The organism is Albibacterium bauzanense, from assembly GCF_004339765.1.
Taxonomy (GTDB): domain Bacteria; phylum Bacteroidota; class Bacteroidia; order Sphingobacteriales; family Sphingobacteriaceae; genus Albibacterium; species Albibacterium bauzanense.
Map to the genome: position 1 here is coordinate 1 of NZ_SMGO01000002.1, position 17,217 is coordinate 17,217.

The 17,217-nt window shown below is 36.4% G+C and carries 11 protein-coding genes and 1 pseudogene; 1 reads left to right on the plus strand and 11 read right to left on the minus strand.

Annotated features, from left to right (window positions below; translation table 11 throughout):
- Positions 1–464: pseudogene (locus C8N28_RS05915) on the minus strand (transketolase); the annotation flags it as partial.
- A gap of 7 nt (positions 465–471) precedes the next feature.
- A complete protein-coding gene (gene fsa / locus C8N28_RS05920) occupies positions 472–1,125 on the minus strand; it encodes a fructose-6-phosphate aldolase (protein WP_132222601.1) in 654 nt (217 codons plus the stop codon).
- Positions 1,126–1,407: 282 nt separating this feature from the next.
- Between fsa and C8N28_RS05925 the strand changes: the two genes are divergently transcribed.
- Positions 1,408–2,430, plus strand: coding sequence for a LacI family DNA-binding transcriptional regulator (locus tag C8N28_RS05925; RefSeq protein ID WP_132222603.1), 1,023 nt, complete (start codon positions 1,408–1,410; stop codon positions 2,428–2,430).
- Between the two features lie 56 nt (positions 2,431–2,486).
- Here the strand turns inward: C8N28_RS05925 and C8N28_RS05930 are convergent, their stop codons facing one another.
- The 9 genes from C8N28_RS05930 to C8N28_RS05970 all read right to left on the minus strand — a co-directional run bounded on the left by C8N28_RS05930 (position 2,487) and on the right by C8N28_RS05970 (position 16,971).
- Positions 2,487–3,542: a sugar phosphate isomerase/epimerase family protein gene (locus tag C8N28_RS05930; protein WP_132222605.1), complete on the minus strand. Its 1,056-nt coding sequence runs from the start codon at positions 3,540–3,542 to the stop codon at positions 2,487–2,489.
- Positions 3,543–3,545: 3 nt separating this feature from the next.
- On the minus strand, positions 3,546–4,709 hold the full coding sequence (locus C8N28_RS05935; RefSeq protein WP_132222607.1) for a Gfo/Idh/MocA family protein: 1,164 nt from the start codon (positions 4,707–4,709) through the stop codon (positions 3,546–3,548).
- A gap of 48 nt (positions 4,710–4,757) precedes the next feature.
- On the minus strand, positions 4,758–5,570 hold the full coding sequence (locus C8N28_RS05940) for a 3-keto-disaccharide hydrolase (protein WP_132222609.1): 813 nt from the start codon (positions 5,568–5,570) through the stop codon (positions 4,758–4,760).
- Positions 5,571–5,621: 51 nt separating this feature from the next.
- A complete protein-coding gene (gene xylA, locus C8N28_RS05945) occupies positions 5,622–6,953 on the minus strand; it encodes a xylose isomerase (RefSeq protein WP_132222611.1) in 1,332 nt (443 codons plus the stop codon).
- A 17-nt stretch (positions 6,954–6,970) separates the two neighbouring features.
- Complete coding sequence (locus tag C8N28_RS05950) at positions 6,971–8,449, minus strand: xylulokinase (protein WP_132222613.1); 1,479 nt, start codon at positions 8,447–8,449, stop codon at positions 6,971–6,973.
- Between the two features lie 256 nt (positions 8,450–8,705).
- Positions 8,706–10,970, minus strand: coding sequence for a DUF7133 domain-containing protein (locus C8N28_RS05955; RefSeq protein ID WP_132222615.1), 2,265 nt, complete (start codon positions 10,968–10,970; stop codon positions 8,706–8,708).
- 24 nt (positions 10,971–10,994) lie between these two features.
- Positions 10,995–11,735, minus strand: a complete 741-nt coding sequence (locus C8N28_RS05960) for a ThuA domain-containing protein (protein WP_132222617.1) — start codon at positions 11,733–11,735, stop codon at positions 10,995–10,997.
- A gap of 195 nt (positions 11,736–11,930) precedes the next feature.
- Positions 11,931–13,760 carry a RagB/SusD family nutrient uptake outer membrane protein gene (locus C8N28_RS05965; RefSeq protein WP_132222619.1) on the minus strand — a complete coding sequence of 610 codons (1,830 nt, stop codon included), beginning with the start codon at positions 13,758–13,760 and terminating at the stop codon, positions 11,931–11,933.
- A gap of 10 nt (positions 13,761–13,770) precedes the next feature.
- Positions 13,771–16,971 carry a SusC/RagA family TonB-linked outer membrane protein gene (locus tag C8N28_RS05970; protein WP_132222621.1) on the minus strand — a complete coding sequence of 1,067 codons (3,201 nt, stop codon included), beginning with the start codon at positions 16,969–16,971 and terminating at the stop codon, positions 13,771–13,773.
- Between the last annotated feature and the right edge of the window lie 246 nt (positions 16,972–17,217).

The following is a 17,217-nucleotide window of genomic DNA, read 5'->3' on the forward strand; positions in this document are numbered from 1 at the left end:
CCTTCCTGAAGCTCCCCGTCACCCATCAGCACATAGACCAATTGTTTATCACCGTCCAGCTTTTTGGTCTGGGCAGCACCGATCGCTACCGAGAGTCCCTGTCCTAAAGATCCTGAGGCGATCCGGATTCCCGGCAGGCCGTCATGCGAGGTCGGGTGTCCCTGCAAACGTGAATTGATCTTGCGGAAAGTAGCCAGCTCGCTGGCCTCAAAATAACCGGCACGCGCTAAGGTGCTGTAAAACACAGGGGAAATATGACCCTGTGAAAGGAAGAACATATCCTCACCCTTTCCTTCCATCCGGAAGTTGGTGTCATGCTTTAATACATGAAAGTATAAAGCCGTAAAGTAATCGGCACATCCTAAAGAGCCTCCCGGATGGCCTGAACTGCATCCGTGTACCATGCGAACAACATCGCGCCTTACCTGCGAAGCGATGCTTTCTAGTTGTTTAATATCTGTCATTTTTTTCTTATTGCATTTTATTCGCAGCTGCTAAAAACTGAACCATACCCAAATCTGTTAAAGGATGCTTTAATAACCCCAATATAGATTCTAAGGGGCATGTGCAAACATGGGCACCTGCTTCAGCACAACTAATAATATGATTTGGATTACGGATTGAAGCTGCAAGAATTTCTGTTTTATATCCTTGTACATTATATATCTTTGCGATCTGCTCAATCAATTGAACTCCATTCCAACCAGTATCATCAATCCTACCAATAAAAGGCGATACATAAGTAGCTCCTGCTTTAGCAGCAAGAATTGCTTGACCAGCAGAAAACACCAATGTACAATTTGTTTTAATACCATTATCTGTAAACCACTTCAAAGCTTTTACACCTTCTTTTATCATCGGAACCTTCACTACAATATTAGGATGAATAGCCGCCAATTTCTTCCCTTCAGCTACCATTCCATCGAAATCTGTAGAAAGAACTTCTGCACTAATATCTCCTTCCACTATATTACAAATGGAAAGATAATGAGCGTGAATATTGTCTTCACCTTTGATTCCTTCCTTAGCCATAAGACTCGGGTTGGTTGTAACTCCGTCTAAAATCCCCAAATTTTCAGCTTCTTTAATTTGTCCTAAATTTGCTGTGTCTATAAAAAACTTCATGTTATTATTAATTAAATTTATAAATTAGTGCCAACGTTTGCATAAAGATATGGATTTATTTAAAATTCACAATTAAAACAATGATTTCTACAACAATTAACAGACTTTTTATGAAGGTTTAGTTAGGTTGTATTTAAAGTATCGAATATTTGAATATATTTACTTTATTAATAATGTCATATTATTAATAATAGCAAGCATTTCTACTATATTAAATCGATCTTTGCAACCAGCTAAGCATTAGATTATTAGACTAGAAGTAAAACCATTAAACATTTCACATTGAAAAAAATAACGATACTTGATATAGCTAGAGAATTAAATATTACATTCTCTACTGTTGCAAGAGCTTTAAATGATCACCCAGCCATTAGTACAAATACCAAAGCTCTAGTCAGAGAAACAGCTGAACGTTTAGGGTATACCCGTAACAAAATTGCGTCTTCATTGCGATCTGGAAAAACCAAAGTTATTGGTTTAATTGTACCCAGACTTGAACTTAGTTTCTTTAGTTCAGTTATTCATGGAATTGAACATGTTATTAATGCTAACGGCTATACATTACTATTATATCAATCACGTGAATCTATAAAACGAGAAATAAAAGGGATCGAGACCTTTCTACAATTGCAAGTCGATGGGATTATTGCTTCAATATCTCTAGAAACAACTTCTTATAAACATTTTACAGACCTCCGCAAACAAAAAGTTCCTCTATTACTTTTTGATCGAATCATTGAGAATGCCGACATCCCTTATGTTAGCATTAATGACTATAAAGGAGGTTTTATGGCCACAGAACACCTTATAAAACAAGGATATAAAGATATTGTTATTATTTCAACCAACCATAAAATCAGCATCTTTCAAGAACGCTTGAAAGGAAGTATTGACGCGTTAAAGTTTTACAATTTACCAATAAGAGAAGACTTGATCTTTTACGGAAACCCATCCAGAGAGTTTGGCGAAAGTTGCATAAGACAACTCTATCAAAATGGAGAAAAGTTTGATGGTATCGTTACTCCTGAGGATTACACTGCATTGGGTGCAATACAAGCTCTAAAGTCTTATGGACTTAAGGTACCGGAAGATGTAGGTGTTATTGGATTTGCAAATGAAGCTTTCGGGGATTATATTACTCCTAGATTAACTACAATTGATCAACAAAACATAGCAATGGGAGAACAGGCGGCTTCTCTATTTGTTAAGCTAATTAAAAGTCCAGACTTTTATGCACAGCCAATACCCAAAATTATCATTGATCCTATTCTGATTCCAAGAGAGTCTTCTGTTAGAAAAAGTTAGGTTTTCTAATATATTAAAAAGGGTATCAATAAAATTGATACCCTTTTTAATATATTTTAAGATAATCCTATTAATCTTCGATTATATTCTTCATTACTGCCTGTTGCAGCAAAATCATCAAAGGCTTTATCGGTTACATGGATAATATGATCAGCGATAAACTTTGCACCTTCAATAGCTCCATCTTCAGGATGTTTAATTGCACATTCCCATTCCATTACTGCCCAACCCTTAAAGTCGTAAGCAGCTAGCTTACTAAATATCGATTTGAAATCTACCTGTCCATCTCCTAGCGAACGGAAACGTCCGGCACGATCAATCCAATTAGAATAACCACCATACACACCTTGCTTTCCCGTCGGATTAAACTCAGCATCCTTCACATGAAACATTTTTATACGTTCATGGTAATAATCGATATAACTTAAATAATCCATAGATTGTAAAACAAAATGCGATGGATCATACAGTAAACATGCTCTTGAGTGATTATTCACTTTTTCAAGAAAACGTTCATAACTCACACCATCATGCAAATCTTCTCCAGGGTGAATTTCATAACACAAGTCAATTCCATTTTCTTCATACACATCTAATATCGGTAGCCAACGTTTTGCCAACTCATTAAATCCAGTCTCTACCAGTCCAGCAGGGCGCTGAGGCCATGGATAAACCGTATGCCAAAGCAGGGCGCCACTAAACGTTCCAGCTGCACTCAATCCTAAATTCCGGGAAGCCCTGGCAGCAAACTTCACTTGCTCTATGGCCCATTCTGTTCTCGCTTTGGGATTGTTATGATATTGTTGTGGTGCAAAACCATCAAACATCTCGTCATATGCGGGATGAACAGCCACCAACTGCCCTTGAAGGTGTGTACACAATTCAGTAACTTCTAAGCCCCATTCATTAATCTTACCTTTAATTTCCTGAGCATAATCTTTACTTTCAGCTGCAAGTTTTAAATCAAAGTAAGAATTTGCCCAAGTCGGGATTTGAATTCCTTTAAATCCAATACTCTTTGCCCATTTACAAATAGACTCTAAATTATCAAAAGGTGGATTTTCACCTAGAAACTGAGCTAAAAATATACCGGGTCCTTTAAGCGTTTGCATAGTTTAATTATTTATTTCAAAAACAGTCCATTTTTCATTGCTCTCACCACTCTTCACTACCGTATCTATAAAGGCCATTCCTCTAATACCGTCGTCAATAGAAGGAAAATCTAATAATTCTGATGGAGTAGTACCATCTATCTTTGCAGATAAAGTTAAGGCAAAACTACGATATAAATTTGCAAAAGCTTCAAGATAACCTTCCGGGTGACCAGCGGGAGTTCTACAATTAAATTTAGCTATATCAGATAAGAAACCGTTAGTTCCAGCTCGATAAGTTTGAGTTGGTTGAGTATGCCATTTTACCATTAGTGTATTAGGTTCCTGTTGTGCCCATTCCAATCCGCCTTTTTCTCCATAGACACGAATCTTCAGAGCATTCTCCTCACCAGCTGCTATTTGAGATGCCATCAGTACACCTGCAGCTCCATTATCGAATTTTAACAATACATTCCCATCGTCTTCTAATCTTCGTCCTTCTACCATTGTATTCAAATCAGCACAAAGATGTGTGATCTTCAATCCAGAGATATATTCTGCAAGATGGGCAGCATGCGTACCAATATCACCCATTGCCCCGCTCTTACCAGACTTTTTAGGATCCGTTCTCCATGCCGCACCCGCATTACCCTCTCGTTCGGTTAATGTACTTAACCACCCTTGAGGGTATTCAACATATATTTTGCGAATTTTGCCGAACATTCCTTCTTTTACCATTTGTTTGGCCTGCTTTACCATCGGATAACCTGAATAAGTATGAGTTAATAATAATATCAACCCAGTCTCTTCAAGCTTTCTTTTTAATTGGAATGCCTCATCCAAACTAAAAGTAATTGGCTTTTCAACGACAACATTAAAACCCTTATCCAATGCTAACATTGCCGGAGCAAAATGCGCATAATTAGGTGTTACAATGGTAACAAAGTCCATGCGGACATCAGGAGGCAACTGGCTTTCTTTCTCAATCATTTCTTCAAAGTTGAGATACACTCGTTCCTCTGGCAAAAACAACATTTTTCCACTATCCTCAGCTATCTGTGGGTCAATACTAAGAGCGCCACAAACAAGTTCGACAAGCCCGTCCATATTGGCAGCGTGTCTATGAATTGCGCCAATGAAGGCATCTTTCCCTCCTCCTACCATTCCCATTCGTAATTTCCTGTCCATAATATTTATTTTATTCAGTTTTCTAAATTCTTTAATTCAAATTAAAGATTACAATTCTTTATAAAGTATATTCTTATACTGTACTTTAAACGGCTGACCAACATGCATTTGAAATCCAATTAATCCTTCAGCAGTAAAGTTTTTCTTATCATCATCTAACAAAATGCTCATTAATTGACCGTTGACAATCTGAATAATTATATTCCCACGTGCAATAATATGAACCGTGTTCCAACCATTAATATTAAAAATACCTTTTAATAAAATAGGATCTCCAATCTTCGCTACTGATTTAAATAAAGTTATTTCAGAATCATTAACCACTCTCGTCACTTCACCACGCTTTGATAAGACAAGCGCACTTCCTCCTTGCCATTCTCTTACAGTTCTTTCATCATGAATATTTCCAGAATAGCTATTATTAAAATCAATATCAGCCTGATATCCTCTAAGGATCCATTTACCCACTTCAGGCATTTCCTCACTTCTATATTGGATGCCACTATTAACTCCATTAATCCTAAAATCCACTTTTAGCTCAAAGTCCTTAACTACATCTCCCTTCCATATTAAAAAATTATTAATCTTAACCGGATTATCTACGGTCGATTGACCGATGATTTCACCGTTTTCTACCCTCCAGAAAGCGGGATCTCCATCCCAGCCGGCTAGAGATTTACCATCAAAAATGGGAATAAACCCTAGACTGTCATCTTGTATAGTTGGTGGATAAACACCTCTAAATTGGGTTTGAGCAGATGAAAGTGTATTTTGAGCATTCGTTCTATTAATGATAATTAATAGAACGAATACCACAATAATTTTAATTATTGACAGATATTTTCTTGTCCCTATTTCCATAGATATATTTATTAATCCAATAAATATATCTATTTAATTACAAATAATCTTTTAAATATATCGATTAATAAGGTTTTCTAAATACTCTTGTCTACCACTCCTACGTTCTGGTTCTCCATTAGCAATCGCATATTCGCGTAGGTCCTCAAGTTTAAGTTTTCCACTTTCAAACTCCTTTCCCGATCCGCTGTCATAAGAAGCATAGCGATCCTTCCGTATCTTTTTATATTCAGATTTCTCTAAAATCTGGTCTGCAATAATCAAAGCTCTGGCAAAAATATCTACTCCACCTACATGTGCATAAAACAAATCAGCCGGATCTGTAGAATTTCTTCTGATTTTAGCATCGAAGTTAATTCCACCTCCTCCAAATCCATTGGATTCCAAAATAATAAGCATCGATTCTGTCAATTCGTTAATATCATTTGGAAACTGATCAGTATCCCAACCATTTTGATGGTCGCCTCTGTTCGCATCAATAGATCCAAGCGCACCTGCATCAGCAGCTATCTGAAGCTCATGTTGAAACGTATGTCCCGCTAATGTTGCATGGTTCACTTCAATATTTAATTTAAAATCACCTAAAAGATCGTACTGTCTTAAAAAGCCTAATACAGTAGCTGCATCATAATCATATTGGTGCTTTGTCGGCTCACATGGTTTTGGCTCAATAAAGAATGTTCCTTTAAAACCTTGTTTTCTAGCATAATCCTTTGCCATATGTAAGAATTTAGCAAAATGTTCCTGCTCCCTCTTCATATCTGTATTCAAAAGGGTCATATAGCCTTCTCTTCCGCCCCAGAACACATAATTTTCTCCACTTAAAGCAATCGTAGCATCCAATGCCGCTTTAACTTGAGCAGCACCGTGACTCAATACATGAAAATCAGGGTTAGTAATCGCTCCATTCATATACCGCGGATGAGAAAACAAATTTGCAGTTCCCCAAAGCAACTTTACACCGCTTTGTTTTTGTTTCTCCTGTGCGTAAAGAACCATCTTCTCTAATCTGCGTTCATTTTCTACAATATCATCTCCATAATCTACCACATCAACATCATGAAAGCAATAATATGGAAGATTCATTTTTGTAATAAACTCAAACGCAGCATCCATCTTATCTTTTGCACGCTCAATCGGGTCAGCTTTCTTATCCCATGGAAATGATAAGGTGGGTGCGCCGAAAGGATCACTACCGTTAGCATTAAAAGAATGCCAGTAAGCAACTGCAAACTTTAAATGGTCTTTCATACTCTTGCCCCTTACTACCTTATCTGCATCATACCATCTATATGCAAAAGGATTATCCGACTGCAATCCTTCATATTTAATTTCTCCGATTCCCTTGAAAAATTCTTGATCTCCCAATATTGTTTTTGACATAATAATAATTTATTAAATTAACTTAATTCTCTGATTAATAATTCTTCCCATTCTCGATAAACCTCTTCGTAAGAAGTGATAGCTTTGGGCTCAACTATCTTTATCGGTTTTATATTAGCAAATGCCTCTTCTGCAGAGGAAAAACTCTTATATCCAATACCTGCACCTAATGCAGCTCCAACACTTCCATCAGTTTGGTAAAGTTCTACCGGAACTCCAGTGGAGTTCACAAATGCATCAATGAATAAATCACTCATAAAAAGATTGGCTTTTCCAGCTCTGATGATATTAGGCCTCATTCCCATCTCTTTCATCCTATCTAAACCATATCGAAATGAGAAGGCAATGCCTTCTTGGACAGCTCTAAAAATATGCGCTTGCGAATGTCTATTTAAATCAATATTATTTATATGTGCGCCTATAATCTTATTATTTAACATCCTCTCAGCCCCATTTCCAAAAGGTAGTACACGCAATCCTTCACTACCGACGGCTACCCTTTGCGCTTCTCTATTCATACCCTCATAACCTTCGTTAGATAAAAAATTATTTTTAATCCAACGGTTTAATATTCCGGTACCATTAATGCAAAGCAAAACTCCCAAACGATTAACTTCCTTTGTATAATTTACATGTGCAAAGGTATTTACACGCGAATCTGAATCGTAAACTAATTGATCTGTAACTCCATATATTACGCCCGATGTTCCTGCCGTAGCTGCAACCTCTCCTGGTCTTAATACATTCAATGATAATGCATTATTTGGTTGATCGCCTGATTTATAAGTTACCGGAATTTCTGGCTTCAACGATAAAATATCTGCAACACTTTTACTAAGATTACCATGCGCTGAAAATACTTCTTGAATCGGAGGAAACATTCCCCTATCAAAACCATAATACTCAATAATATCTTTCGATAAATCGTTCTCTTTAAAATCCCAGAACACTCCTTCTGATAATGCAGATATACTTGTTGTAATATCTCCCGTTAGTTTCATTGCAATAAAATCTCCAGGAAGCATCACTTGGTATACCTGTTCAAATATATCAGGTTCATTCTCTTTCACCCAAGCTAGTTTTGCTGCAGTAAAGTTACTTGGAGAGTTCAAAGTACGACTTAAACACCTCTCATGCCCTATTCCATCAAAAGCTCTATCTCCAATTTCAACTGCCCTACTATCACACCAAATAATGGAATTTCGCAAAACATGTTTATCCTTATCTACCAGAACTAACCCATGCATCTGATAAGCGATACCGATAGCAGCAATATCTAACGGGTTATATATGCCTGACTTATTAAGCCTTAATATAGCCTTCTGTACATGTTCCCACCACATTTCCGGATCCTGTTCTGCCCAACCCACATTTTTTACTATTATCTCCGATTCTATATCAGGATATTGGGATGAAGCTATACATTGTTGATTAGCTGAATCAACTACTGAAACTTTGATCGAAGATGTACCTACATCAATTCCTAATAATAACATAAATTCTATTTCCTAATAATAACAATTTCCGCATTTTTTCTCTTTTTTAAGCGGGGTTTTCAAAGCCCAACGCCAACGTTTGCATTGAATTTGTAAAGCTAAAAAATATTACAATAAAATAAAACAAATACCTATTATCTTTATGAAACACCATATAGAAATAGTTATTAAATGAGTTATGAACAATTGAATGAATACCTGAAATTAATAAGATGTAAATAATACAATTTATTAATTTCAGGTATTCAAATATAGATTAATTGTCTTTAGCAGATTCGGCTTCAAGCTCTTCCACCGTCCATGGTGTAGTCCTAGATTTCAATTTCTCTCTTAAAGCACTTACCTCTTCTGTACTTATGAAAGGTGAAACTCTATTAAAATTACCAAAATTTCCCGGTCCGCCGCGCAACTCGAAACGTGCATAACTTAAAATTGATGCAATCCAATCATCGCTATTATCTCCAAAAGGAGGCATAAAACCGCCTGGGTAATTTTCGCCATCAATAGCTCCGCTAATACCATTAAGCACTATTCGTATTGCTGTATTCTTATCTCCTAATAATCTTCTTGACCCAACCAATGGTGGAGCAACCTTCGATGGAAGACCTTTTCCATCATCACCATGACAACTTGCGCATAATGCCCGGAAGATTTCGGCACCTTTCAAAACATGATCACGGTCAGAAGCCGATAAAGAACCAAGCCTAACTCCATAATTTTTAATATTTTCAGTCTGCTCTAATGAAGCGAGAGTGGCGTTAAGCATTTCATTATTTTTATTCTCGGCCATAAGAGCATCAATCAGTGGTTGAGTAGCCTTCTTATTAACTGAAAGTGATAAAAGAAGCTGTGTACGAACATCATAATTCGGATCGGATTGAAGCACTTTTAACCTATCCATTATTTTTGCGTTATTCTCTCTAATATACGGTTCACTAATCCAAACCGCTGTTCTTCTTACTTGAGCATTTGGATCATCAAACGCGGCTATTAATATATTCTCATCAATCGAGTTAAGACCTTCAAGAGTCCATAAGGCATGAATCTTCGCCAAGTATGATAACTCTGAATCAGACGAACCTGTCACAATCTGTTTTAGTAAAGGCACTACAGATTTATCGCCAAGCACTACTAATTCCTTTTGAGCGTTATCTCTCCACCATCCATTTGGATGAGATAAATGAGCCACCAACTGGGCTGGTGTTTCATTTAGCATTTTTGGCAAAGGTTGAGACTTATATCCATCATGAACCAAACGGTAAATTCTTCCATGACCAACGTTGTCGCCAAATCCAAATCTATCGATCACTTTTCTAAGAAAAGATCCTGGTCTTGTCCAATTTCCTTGTTGAATGATACCACGATGCATATCTACTATATATAAATGCCCATCCGGACCTGTATAGGTATTTACTGGGCGAAAATTCATATCAGTTGAAGATATAAACTCTTGTCTATAATAGGCATTTTGAACCACTCGCTTACCTTTTAAGTTTAATACTTTTGCTCTTCTTATTAACCTACCAACGGGTTCTGCAACTATATAATCACCTAATAAATCATTTGGCAATGCATTACCTCGGTAAATCGATTGACCTGCAGCTGCAGTAAAGTGATTCAATGTACTATCGGGACGTAATCTAAGTAATCCACCTTGAACATCCGGTGTAGAAATAATAGGCCATACAGCATTAAATTCGTCACTATATTGATCTTTAAAATCAAGGGCTCCGTATACAGGGTTAATCTGAAACCTTTGAACAGCAATCTCCCCACCAGCGCGAGAATAGAATAATCTACCATAATTATCATGCGTTAAACCCCATTGTCCAGCCGAACCACTAATAATTGAATCTGCTTTCAAAACTCCATCAACATACCTAAATCGTATTGGCTCATAAGTCATGTACATCCAATTATCGAGGTTCCAATCCAAGCCGCTTCTTTGATGCTCCATATTAGCATCATTCGCAGAATAACTAGGATCTTCATAAACAATTCTCTTCGCATCTGCTTTACCATCTCCGTTCGTATCTTTATAAGCGGTTATAGTTATACTATTAGTTTCATTTATAAAAACTTCATCATTTACACATAATATCATTCTAGGAAGTAAGAGACTATCAACAAATATTGTACTCTTATCCATAACTCCATCGTTATTAGTGTCTTCAAGCATTGAAACACGGCTAACAGGGCTTTGCTCACCAGAAGCGTTAGCATCTTGCATGTAAGTTAGCATCTCAGCAACAAACATTCTTCCATTACCATCCCAGGCAATAGCAACTGGCTCTTTTATCATTGGTTCACTTGCAACCAACTCTAAATGATATCCTGGAGGTAAATTGAAAGTTTTCATACTTTCTTCCGGAGTCAAATATTCAGAACTAGGATTAGGATCGAACGTTCTTGCAGGGTATGGATTGTTTACCAAGCTAGTATCTTTTGATTTTATTGCTGTACAAGTGATGATTAACATGGAGATCATGATCATGCTAAAAATCCAAAGTGTCTTTTTCATATCTAATTTTTCAGATTATTTTAATTATTTTGTCCGCCCCATAGCATATTTAATCCCTCCTAAAATATGCTTCACAAGAAGAGGATCGGTAATGGATTTTTCGTCATGGCCTAAAGCTGTATAGAAAGAACGGCCTCCATCAAATGCATGAAACCAACTAATTGGATGAAATTCACCATTCTGGCCACCTTCATAGCTATTCTCGTCAACTGTAATCAAAACATCAAGCCCTTGACCAATCCATTTAAAGTTATAGATCTCATCAGTTTTTTCCCACTGTTGTGGTAAATGAGATGTTGATATATTATTCGCGTCAATTATATTCAATAATACATCCTGTTGTCCACGAGGATGATTCTTAAAGTAGGCCCCTATAAGTTCACCATACCATGGCCAATCGTATTCAGTATCTGTAGCGGAGTGGATTCCAACAAATCCTCCTCCTGATTGTATGTAATTCTCAAATGCTTCCTGTTGCTCATCATTTAAAACATCTCCAGTTGTACATAAGAAGACTACAGCGTCAAATTGTTTTAGGTTTTCAGAATTAAAAACCTGTGAATCTTCGGTAATTTCAACTTCAAAACTATTCTCCTTACCCAGTTGCTGAATTACTATTTGGCCAGCTGATATAGCAGAGGAATGTCTAAATGTTACTGTTTTACTGAAAACTAATATTTTATTTGAATTAGCCAATAAATTTTCATTAAATGAAAGAATCAGGAAAAAACAAAAAAGAAGTGATAAAGTAATTTTATTTTTCATTTGATAGACGATTAGTATAATATTAGGAGTAATAGTCTCTTTTAATGAAGAGAGTGTTATAATTCAAGAGTTACTCCCTTATAATGTATGCTGTTCCTGAAATTAATTATTCATAAAGAGATTCATGAATATCAATAACAGTAATATAAGAAACGGGATTAACTTAAAATCAAGCAATCCCGTTTCATTTTTTATCTAATTTGTATAACCTGGGTTTTGTTCAATATTTGGATTTTGATCTATCACATTTTGTGGGATCGGGCTCATATATTGTTTAGGTAAAAACTTCACAGTATATTTCTTTTCCTCTTCAACAGAGTATACCCACACACCTGAGTTATCAGCTGGTTTTGTATTACGGATAACCATATTATGTCTAGGTGTACCCATTATTTCTTCATTCTGAGCTAGACGCTTATTATCAAGGAATCGCTTATCTTCAAAACAAAGCTCCACCCTTCTCTCTCTATAGATTGCTTCTCTCATCTGCTCTTTTGAAAGTCCAGTTGCAAGACTTGGAAGATCTGCGCGGTTTCTAATTTTATTAACTGCGTCATAAACAGATGCGATAGGTCCACTTGCTTCATTCGCTGCTTCTGCATAGTTAAGTAAAACCTCTGCATAACGATAGAAAATGAAGTTTTGACCACTTGCATTATCTCCAGGAGCTTTATCAGGATTTAACTTTTTCTTTTGATAGTAACCTGAATCTCCAACATCTGTTGTACCAGCTAAGTCAATTTGATTTGTTTTATCTGGATTAGGAACAGTTTCGTCGATGCGGGTACGAATTATTTCCTCTCTAGGCATCCAATCCATTTTATAATGAGCTCCATCAAATACAATGAAATCATAAAATCTTTGTTCACGGTCTTTATATGGATCCTGAGGATCATAGCCTGAAGTAGGATCAGTAATTAGTTTACCATTTGCCATACTAAACTGATCAACCAATTCCTGAGTTGGATTATAATTTCCCCATGTTTGATATTCCCCTAATACGTAAGTCGGTCCACCAAATCTTTCATAACTAGAACCCATATTTGTATTAGCGACAACTTGTCTGTCCCAGATCACCTCAGAATTATATTCATTCGACTCTCTCCATAAATTTGCTAAATCATCGAATAAACGGTAAGGATTACCATTTCCATATTCATCAATAAATTTTTTATTAGTGGCTGCAGCAGTAGCCCATCTATTTGCATCATAGTTTCCAAAATGAACAAACTTGCCAGGATCAGGTAAATAAGGCGACGCTGTGTTAAACAGAGGACTTGCGCCAAATAATTCAATCCATCCTTTTACTACTAACGCAGCACCTAAAGTAGCTCTTCCTGCATCAGGTGAACCTGGTGACATTTTAACTGGCAAATAACCATTAGAAACAACACTTCCTAATTCACTAGTAATGAAATTAAAAGTTTCTTCGAAAGTAGCTCTCGGTGTTTGCAACTCTTCTGGTGTCATACTATTACGATCCAATACCTCTGTAAGTATAGGTAATCCTCCTACATGCATAAAGAATTCACTGTAAAAATAGGCACGTAGAAACCTTGCTTCATCAATTCGACGATTGAAATACGCTTCAGAAAAATTAGCCTTATTTTCATTCATTTTTTGTATGTATGTATTGATCTTCCTGATTTTCACAAAGAACTGCTGCCAGGTATATCCATCGGTCGGACCCTGTGTGCCTCCCCAAATATTATCTGTACTGGATGATGGTACAATAGCCATACCTACTCTCCAATTGGACGCCGTATAATAATGGCTAATATTATAATTATCTGTGAAAAAATCCAGGTTTTGTGTCAGGTTTGACTTATTTGGGATCTCGCTATAGATATCATTTAGGTAAATATCTGCGTTCGTCTCATTCGCCCACTGTGTAACGTCCGTTAAATTACTCTTATTATCATTATCCAGGAACTCGTCTGGTTTACATGATGCGATTAAGAGAATCACCCCTAAACATATCATAAAGGGCCTAATTCGATTATATATTGATTTATTTGCTTTCATAATAATTATCTTAAAAATTCAATTCTATTCCAAAGGTTGTTGATTTCATAACAGGATATGAGGTCTCCCGATTAGAGTATCCTACTTCAGGATCTATATGTTTTAGCTTACTAAATGTAAACATGTTTTGACCTGTTGCATATACTCTCAAAGATCCAATTCCCCATTGTTTGGTTATTCTTTCAGGAATTCTATAGCTGATAGAAGCAGTCTTCAAACGAAGATAACTTGTATTTGCCATCCAGAAATCTGAAGCCTTTGTATTATTTGAATAAGGTGCAGGAAGAGAACGAGGATATTTAGCATTTTGGTTTTCAGGAGTCCAACGATTATCATAATACTCATAAGCTGTATTACTTCCATTGTTTTCAAATGGAACAGTCATAAACTGTCTAATATTGATATTTGATTTGCCTGATCCTTGGAAGAATAAAGATAAACCAACCCCTTTCCATTCAACCGAAGGAGTAAATCCAAATGTCCATGCAGGATAAACAGGATTACCAATTACTGTTAAATCATTATCATCAATAATACCATCTGGAGTGCCATTTGGACCACTCAAATCTGCATATCTTATATCTCCGGGATGAAGAGCACCAAACTGTTGAATATTGTATCCATCCTGAGCATCCACAATACCATCATCATTAACATCATCTGCAGTTGAGAATAAACCAAGCGATTTAAAGCCATATGGAGTTCCGAAAGGCTGTCCTACTCTTGTACGGTTAGGGTTATTACGCTCAGCGTCTGTTTGAAAAACTTCAACCATACTATTTTTCGCATAACTAACGTTTGCATTAAAAGAATAACTAAAATCTTCACTAAAGCTTCCTCTGGTTCCTGCACTTATTTCAAAACCTTTATTTTTCATCTCACCCTTATTCTCTTCTGATAATGAAAGTCCGTATTCTACAGGAAGAGTAACTTGAGGAGCTAATAACATACCAGTTCTACGTTCTGTAAAATAATCAAACTCTACGTTAAGTCTGCTATTCCATAGATTGAAATCAACACCAACGTTAGTTTTGGTTGATATCTCCCATGTTATATTCGGATTAGGCTCTCGTTCAATGCGAGACCCTTGCACTAAAGTACCATTACCAAAAGCATAAGCATTTCCTCTTAGGTTATAACCAGTCATATATTGAAAAGCTCTTCCGGCAAGCATCCCTGCTTTACCCCATGAACCTCTAATTTTCATATCTGTTAACCAGTTATCAGTACCATCCATAAATTTCTCTTCAGAGATACGCCATGCCGCTGAGAAAGATGGGAAATACCCCCATCTGCTTCCCGGAGCAAAGTAATAGTGTCCATCATACCTTCCTGCCGCTTCAAACATATATTTCTGATCATAAGCATAAGCTAAACGATATACGTATCCAACTTCACTACCTGTATTCGAATTACCATCATTATTGAAGTCTAAGCGATTTGAACTTCCCAAACCAAGCTCATCAATCCCTACACTAAAGTTATCTCTTCTTGCATTAAAGAAGTCTTCCTTATATTGACGGCCTTCTGCAACCAATAAACCAGTCACGGAATGAACATCATTAAACGTTTTACTATAATTAACGTATCCTTGATAGGTGTAATTAGTTTGACGACGGTTTTCTAAACTAAGCCATGTATAAGGCTTTCCTCCACCTTCTTGTAACGATACAGCCTCTGTAAATGAATAAGGATTCGTAGACAAATCAATCACATGATATTTAAAAGGAACATGATATAGCTTATTATTAATTTGAGTAGGGTCATAACTAAATACACCCTTTACACTTAAGCCATCAATAATTTGTTGTTCAACAAATAAAGTACTTAATAAAGTATTTTGATCAATCTTTCTATATCCTGGAGACCTTAAAACACCTACCGGACTGTTCGCAGAAGATTCTCCCCAATGCTCGCCATCTGGATAAATTAAACTTTGTGTAGGTAAGAATTTATAAAAAGAGCGGAATAAGTGATTCCCTGTTGTCTCATCAGCATCGATGTCGTCTATGCGCGAAATAGATCCCTGCAAGGAGAAACCCACTTTTGTTGTAGCAGTAGGCTTCATTTCCAAATTAATATTATAATTATATCGATTATAGCCTACTTGATCAAAAATTCCTTGTTGGTCATAATAACCTAAAGCAGCATAATAACTAACATGCTCTGTACCGCCCCTGAAATCAATTCCATAGTTCTGAGTAGGGGTATTCTTATTAAATAGATCAAGGAAATTAGAATTAGGATATTTATAAGGATCATCCTTATGTAGCTGATTATAATCTTTAATTAGATCAGGATCATTAGGTGGCGTGGTGCCATTCGGAGTCTGATTATAATACCCTTCATTTTGCAATGTCATATAATCAACTGCGTCCAACATCTTAGGCAAATAAGTAGGATTAGAAAAACCTATAGAAGAACTTAGACGAACCTGAGGCTTTCCAACTACTCCGCGCTTGGTTGTAATTAACACAACACCATTTGCACCCCCTATACCAAATGGAGCCACTGCAGCCGCATCTTTCAATAATGTAACGGTTTCGATAGTAGACGGGTCTATTTGTTGCATATTATCCCGTTTTATTCCATCCACTATAATTAACGGCCCATTATTATCTCCAGTAGTTACAATACCACGAATATGAATGTCTGGACTATCAAAACCAGGTTGTCCACCATTTGGACGCATACTGATACCAGAAAGTCGACCAGCCATAGACTCTGAAATGTTAGGAGCAGGCACTTGAGCTAGCTCATCCCCCTTTATGGAACTGATAGATCCGGTAACCTCTGCACGCTTCTGAGTACCGTAACCAACAACAACAACTTCAGATAAAGCTTGAACATCTGGCTCCAAAATAACATTCAACATACTATTGTTTCCAACAGTTACTTCCTGTTTAAGATAACTAATGTACGTAAACTCAAGAACGCTACTTTGGTTAGGAACAGCAATCGTAAAACGACCATTTAAATCAGTCGCAACTCCTTGAGAGGTTCCTTTAACTTGGACACTCACTCCAATTAATGGCAATCCTTCTGGATCTTTTACAGTTCCGGAAACTTGAGTTTGTGAAAATGCTAACGAAGCAGTTAAAATCGTCAGCACAACTAAAACGGAAAACCTTTGCAGACTCTCCCAATAGTACTTAAGACAAAATCTCAATCTGTTAGATTTGTCTAACACATTTTGTAAAATTTGATTCATAGTAATTAGGTTTATTTATAAATTTAGGACAATAGGTATTCAGTGTATAAAATTGGTTTATAATCTATGCAAACGTTGGCAATACAACAACTAATTAACATTTAGTAAATCAAAATTTAGATTATATTGGATGCCAACGTTTGCATAAACTTAGTAAATATAAAAATTATTTCTTATTAACGCAAAAAAGAAAAAAATATTTAATTGAGCTTTAAAAGACACCATCATTATTAAATCTTAGCAGAG

Bases quoted from the DNA above. Each gene is read 5' to 3' on its own strand.
- C8N28_RS05935 (WP_132222607.1), bottom strand. From the start codon at position 4,709: ATGGACAGGAAATTACGAATGGGAATGGTAGGAGGAGGGAAAGATGCC.
- C8N28_RS05960 (WP_132222617.1), bottom strand. From the start codon at position 11,735: ATGAAAAATAAAATTACTTTATCACTTCTTTTTTGTTTTTTCCTGATT.
- C8N28_RS05950 (WP_132222613.1), bottom strand. From the start codon at position 8,449: ATGTTATTATTAGGAATTGATGTAGGTACATCTTCGATCAAAGTTTCA.
- C8N28_RS05930 (WP_132222605.1), bottom strand. From the start codon at position 3,542: ATGCAAACGCTTAAAGGACCCGGTATATTTTTAGCTCAGTTTCTAGGT.
- C8N28_RS05940 (WP_132222609.1), bottom strand. From the start codon at position 5,570: ATGGAAATAGGGACAAGAAAATATCTGTCAATAATTAAAATTATTGTG.
- C8N28_RS05965 (WP_132222619.1), bottom strand. From the start codon at position 13,760: ATGAAAGCAAATAAATCAATATATAATCGAATTAGGCCCTTTATGATA.
- xylA (WP_132222611.1), bottom strand. From the start codon at position 6,953: ATGTCAAAAACAATATTGGGAGATCAAGAATTTTTCAAGGGAATCGGA.
- C8N28_RS05955 (WP_132222615.1), bottom strand. From the start codon at position 10,970: ATGAAAAAGACACTTTGGATTTTTAGCATGATCATGATCTCCATGTTA.
- C8N28_RS05970 (WP_132222621.1), bottom strand. From the start codon at position 16,971: ATGAATCAAATTTTACAAAATGTGTTAGACAAATCTAACAGATTGAGA.
- fsa (WP_132222601.1), bottom strand. From the start codon at position 1,125: ATGAAGTTTTTTATAGACACAGCAAATTTAGGACAAATTAAAGAAGCT.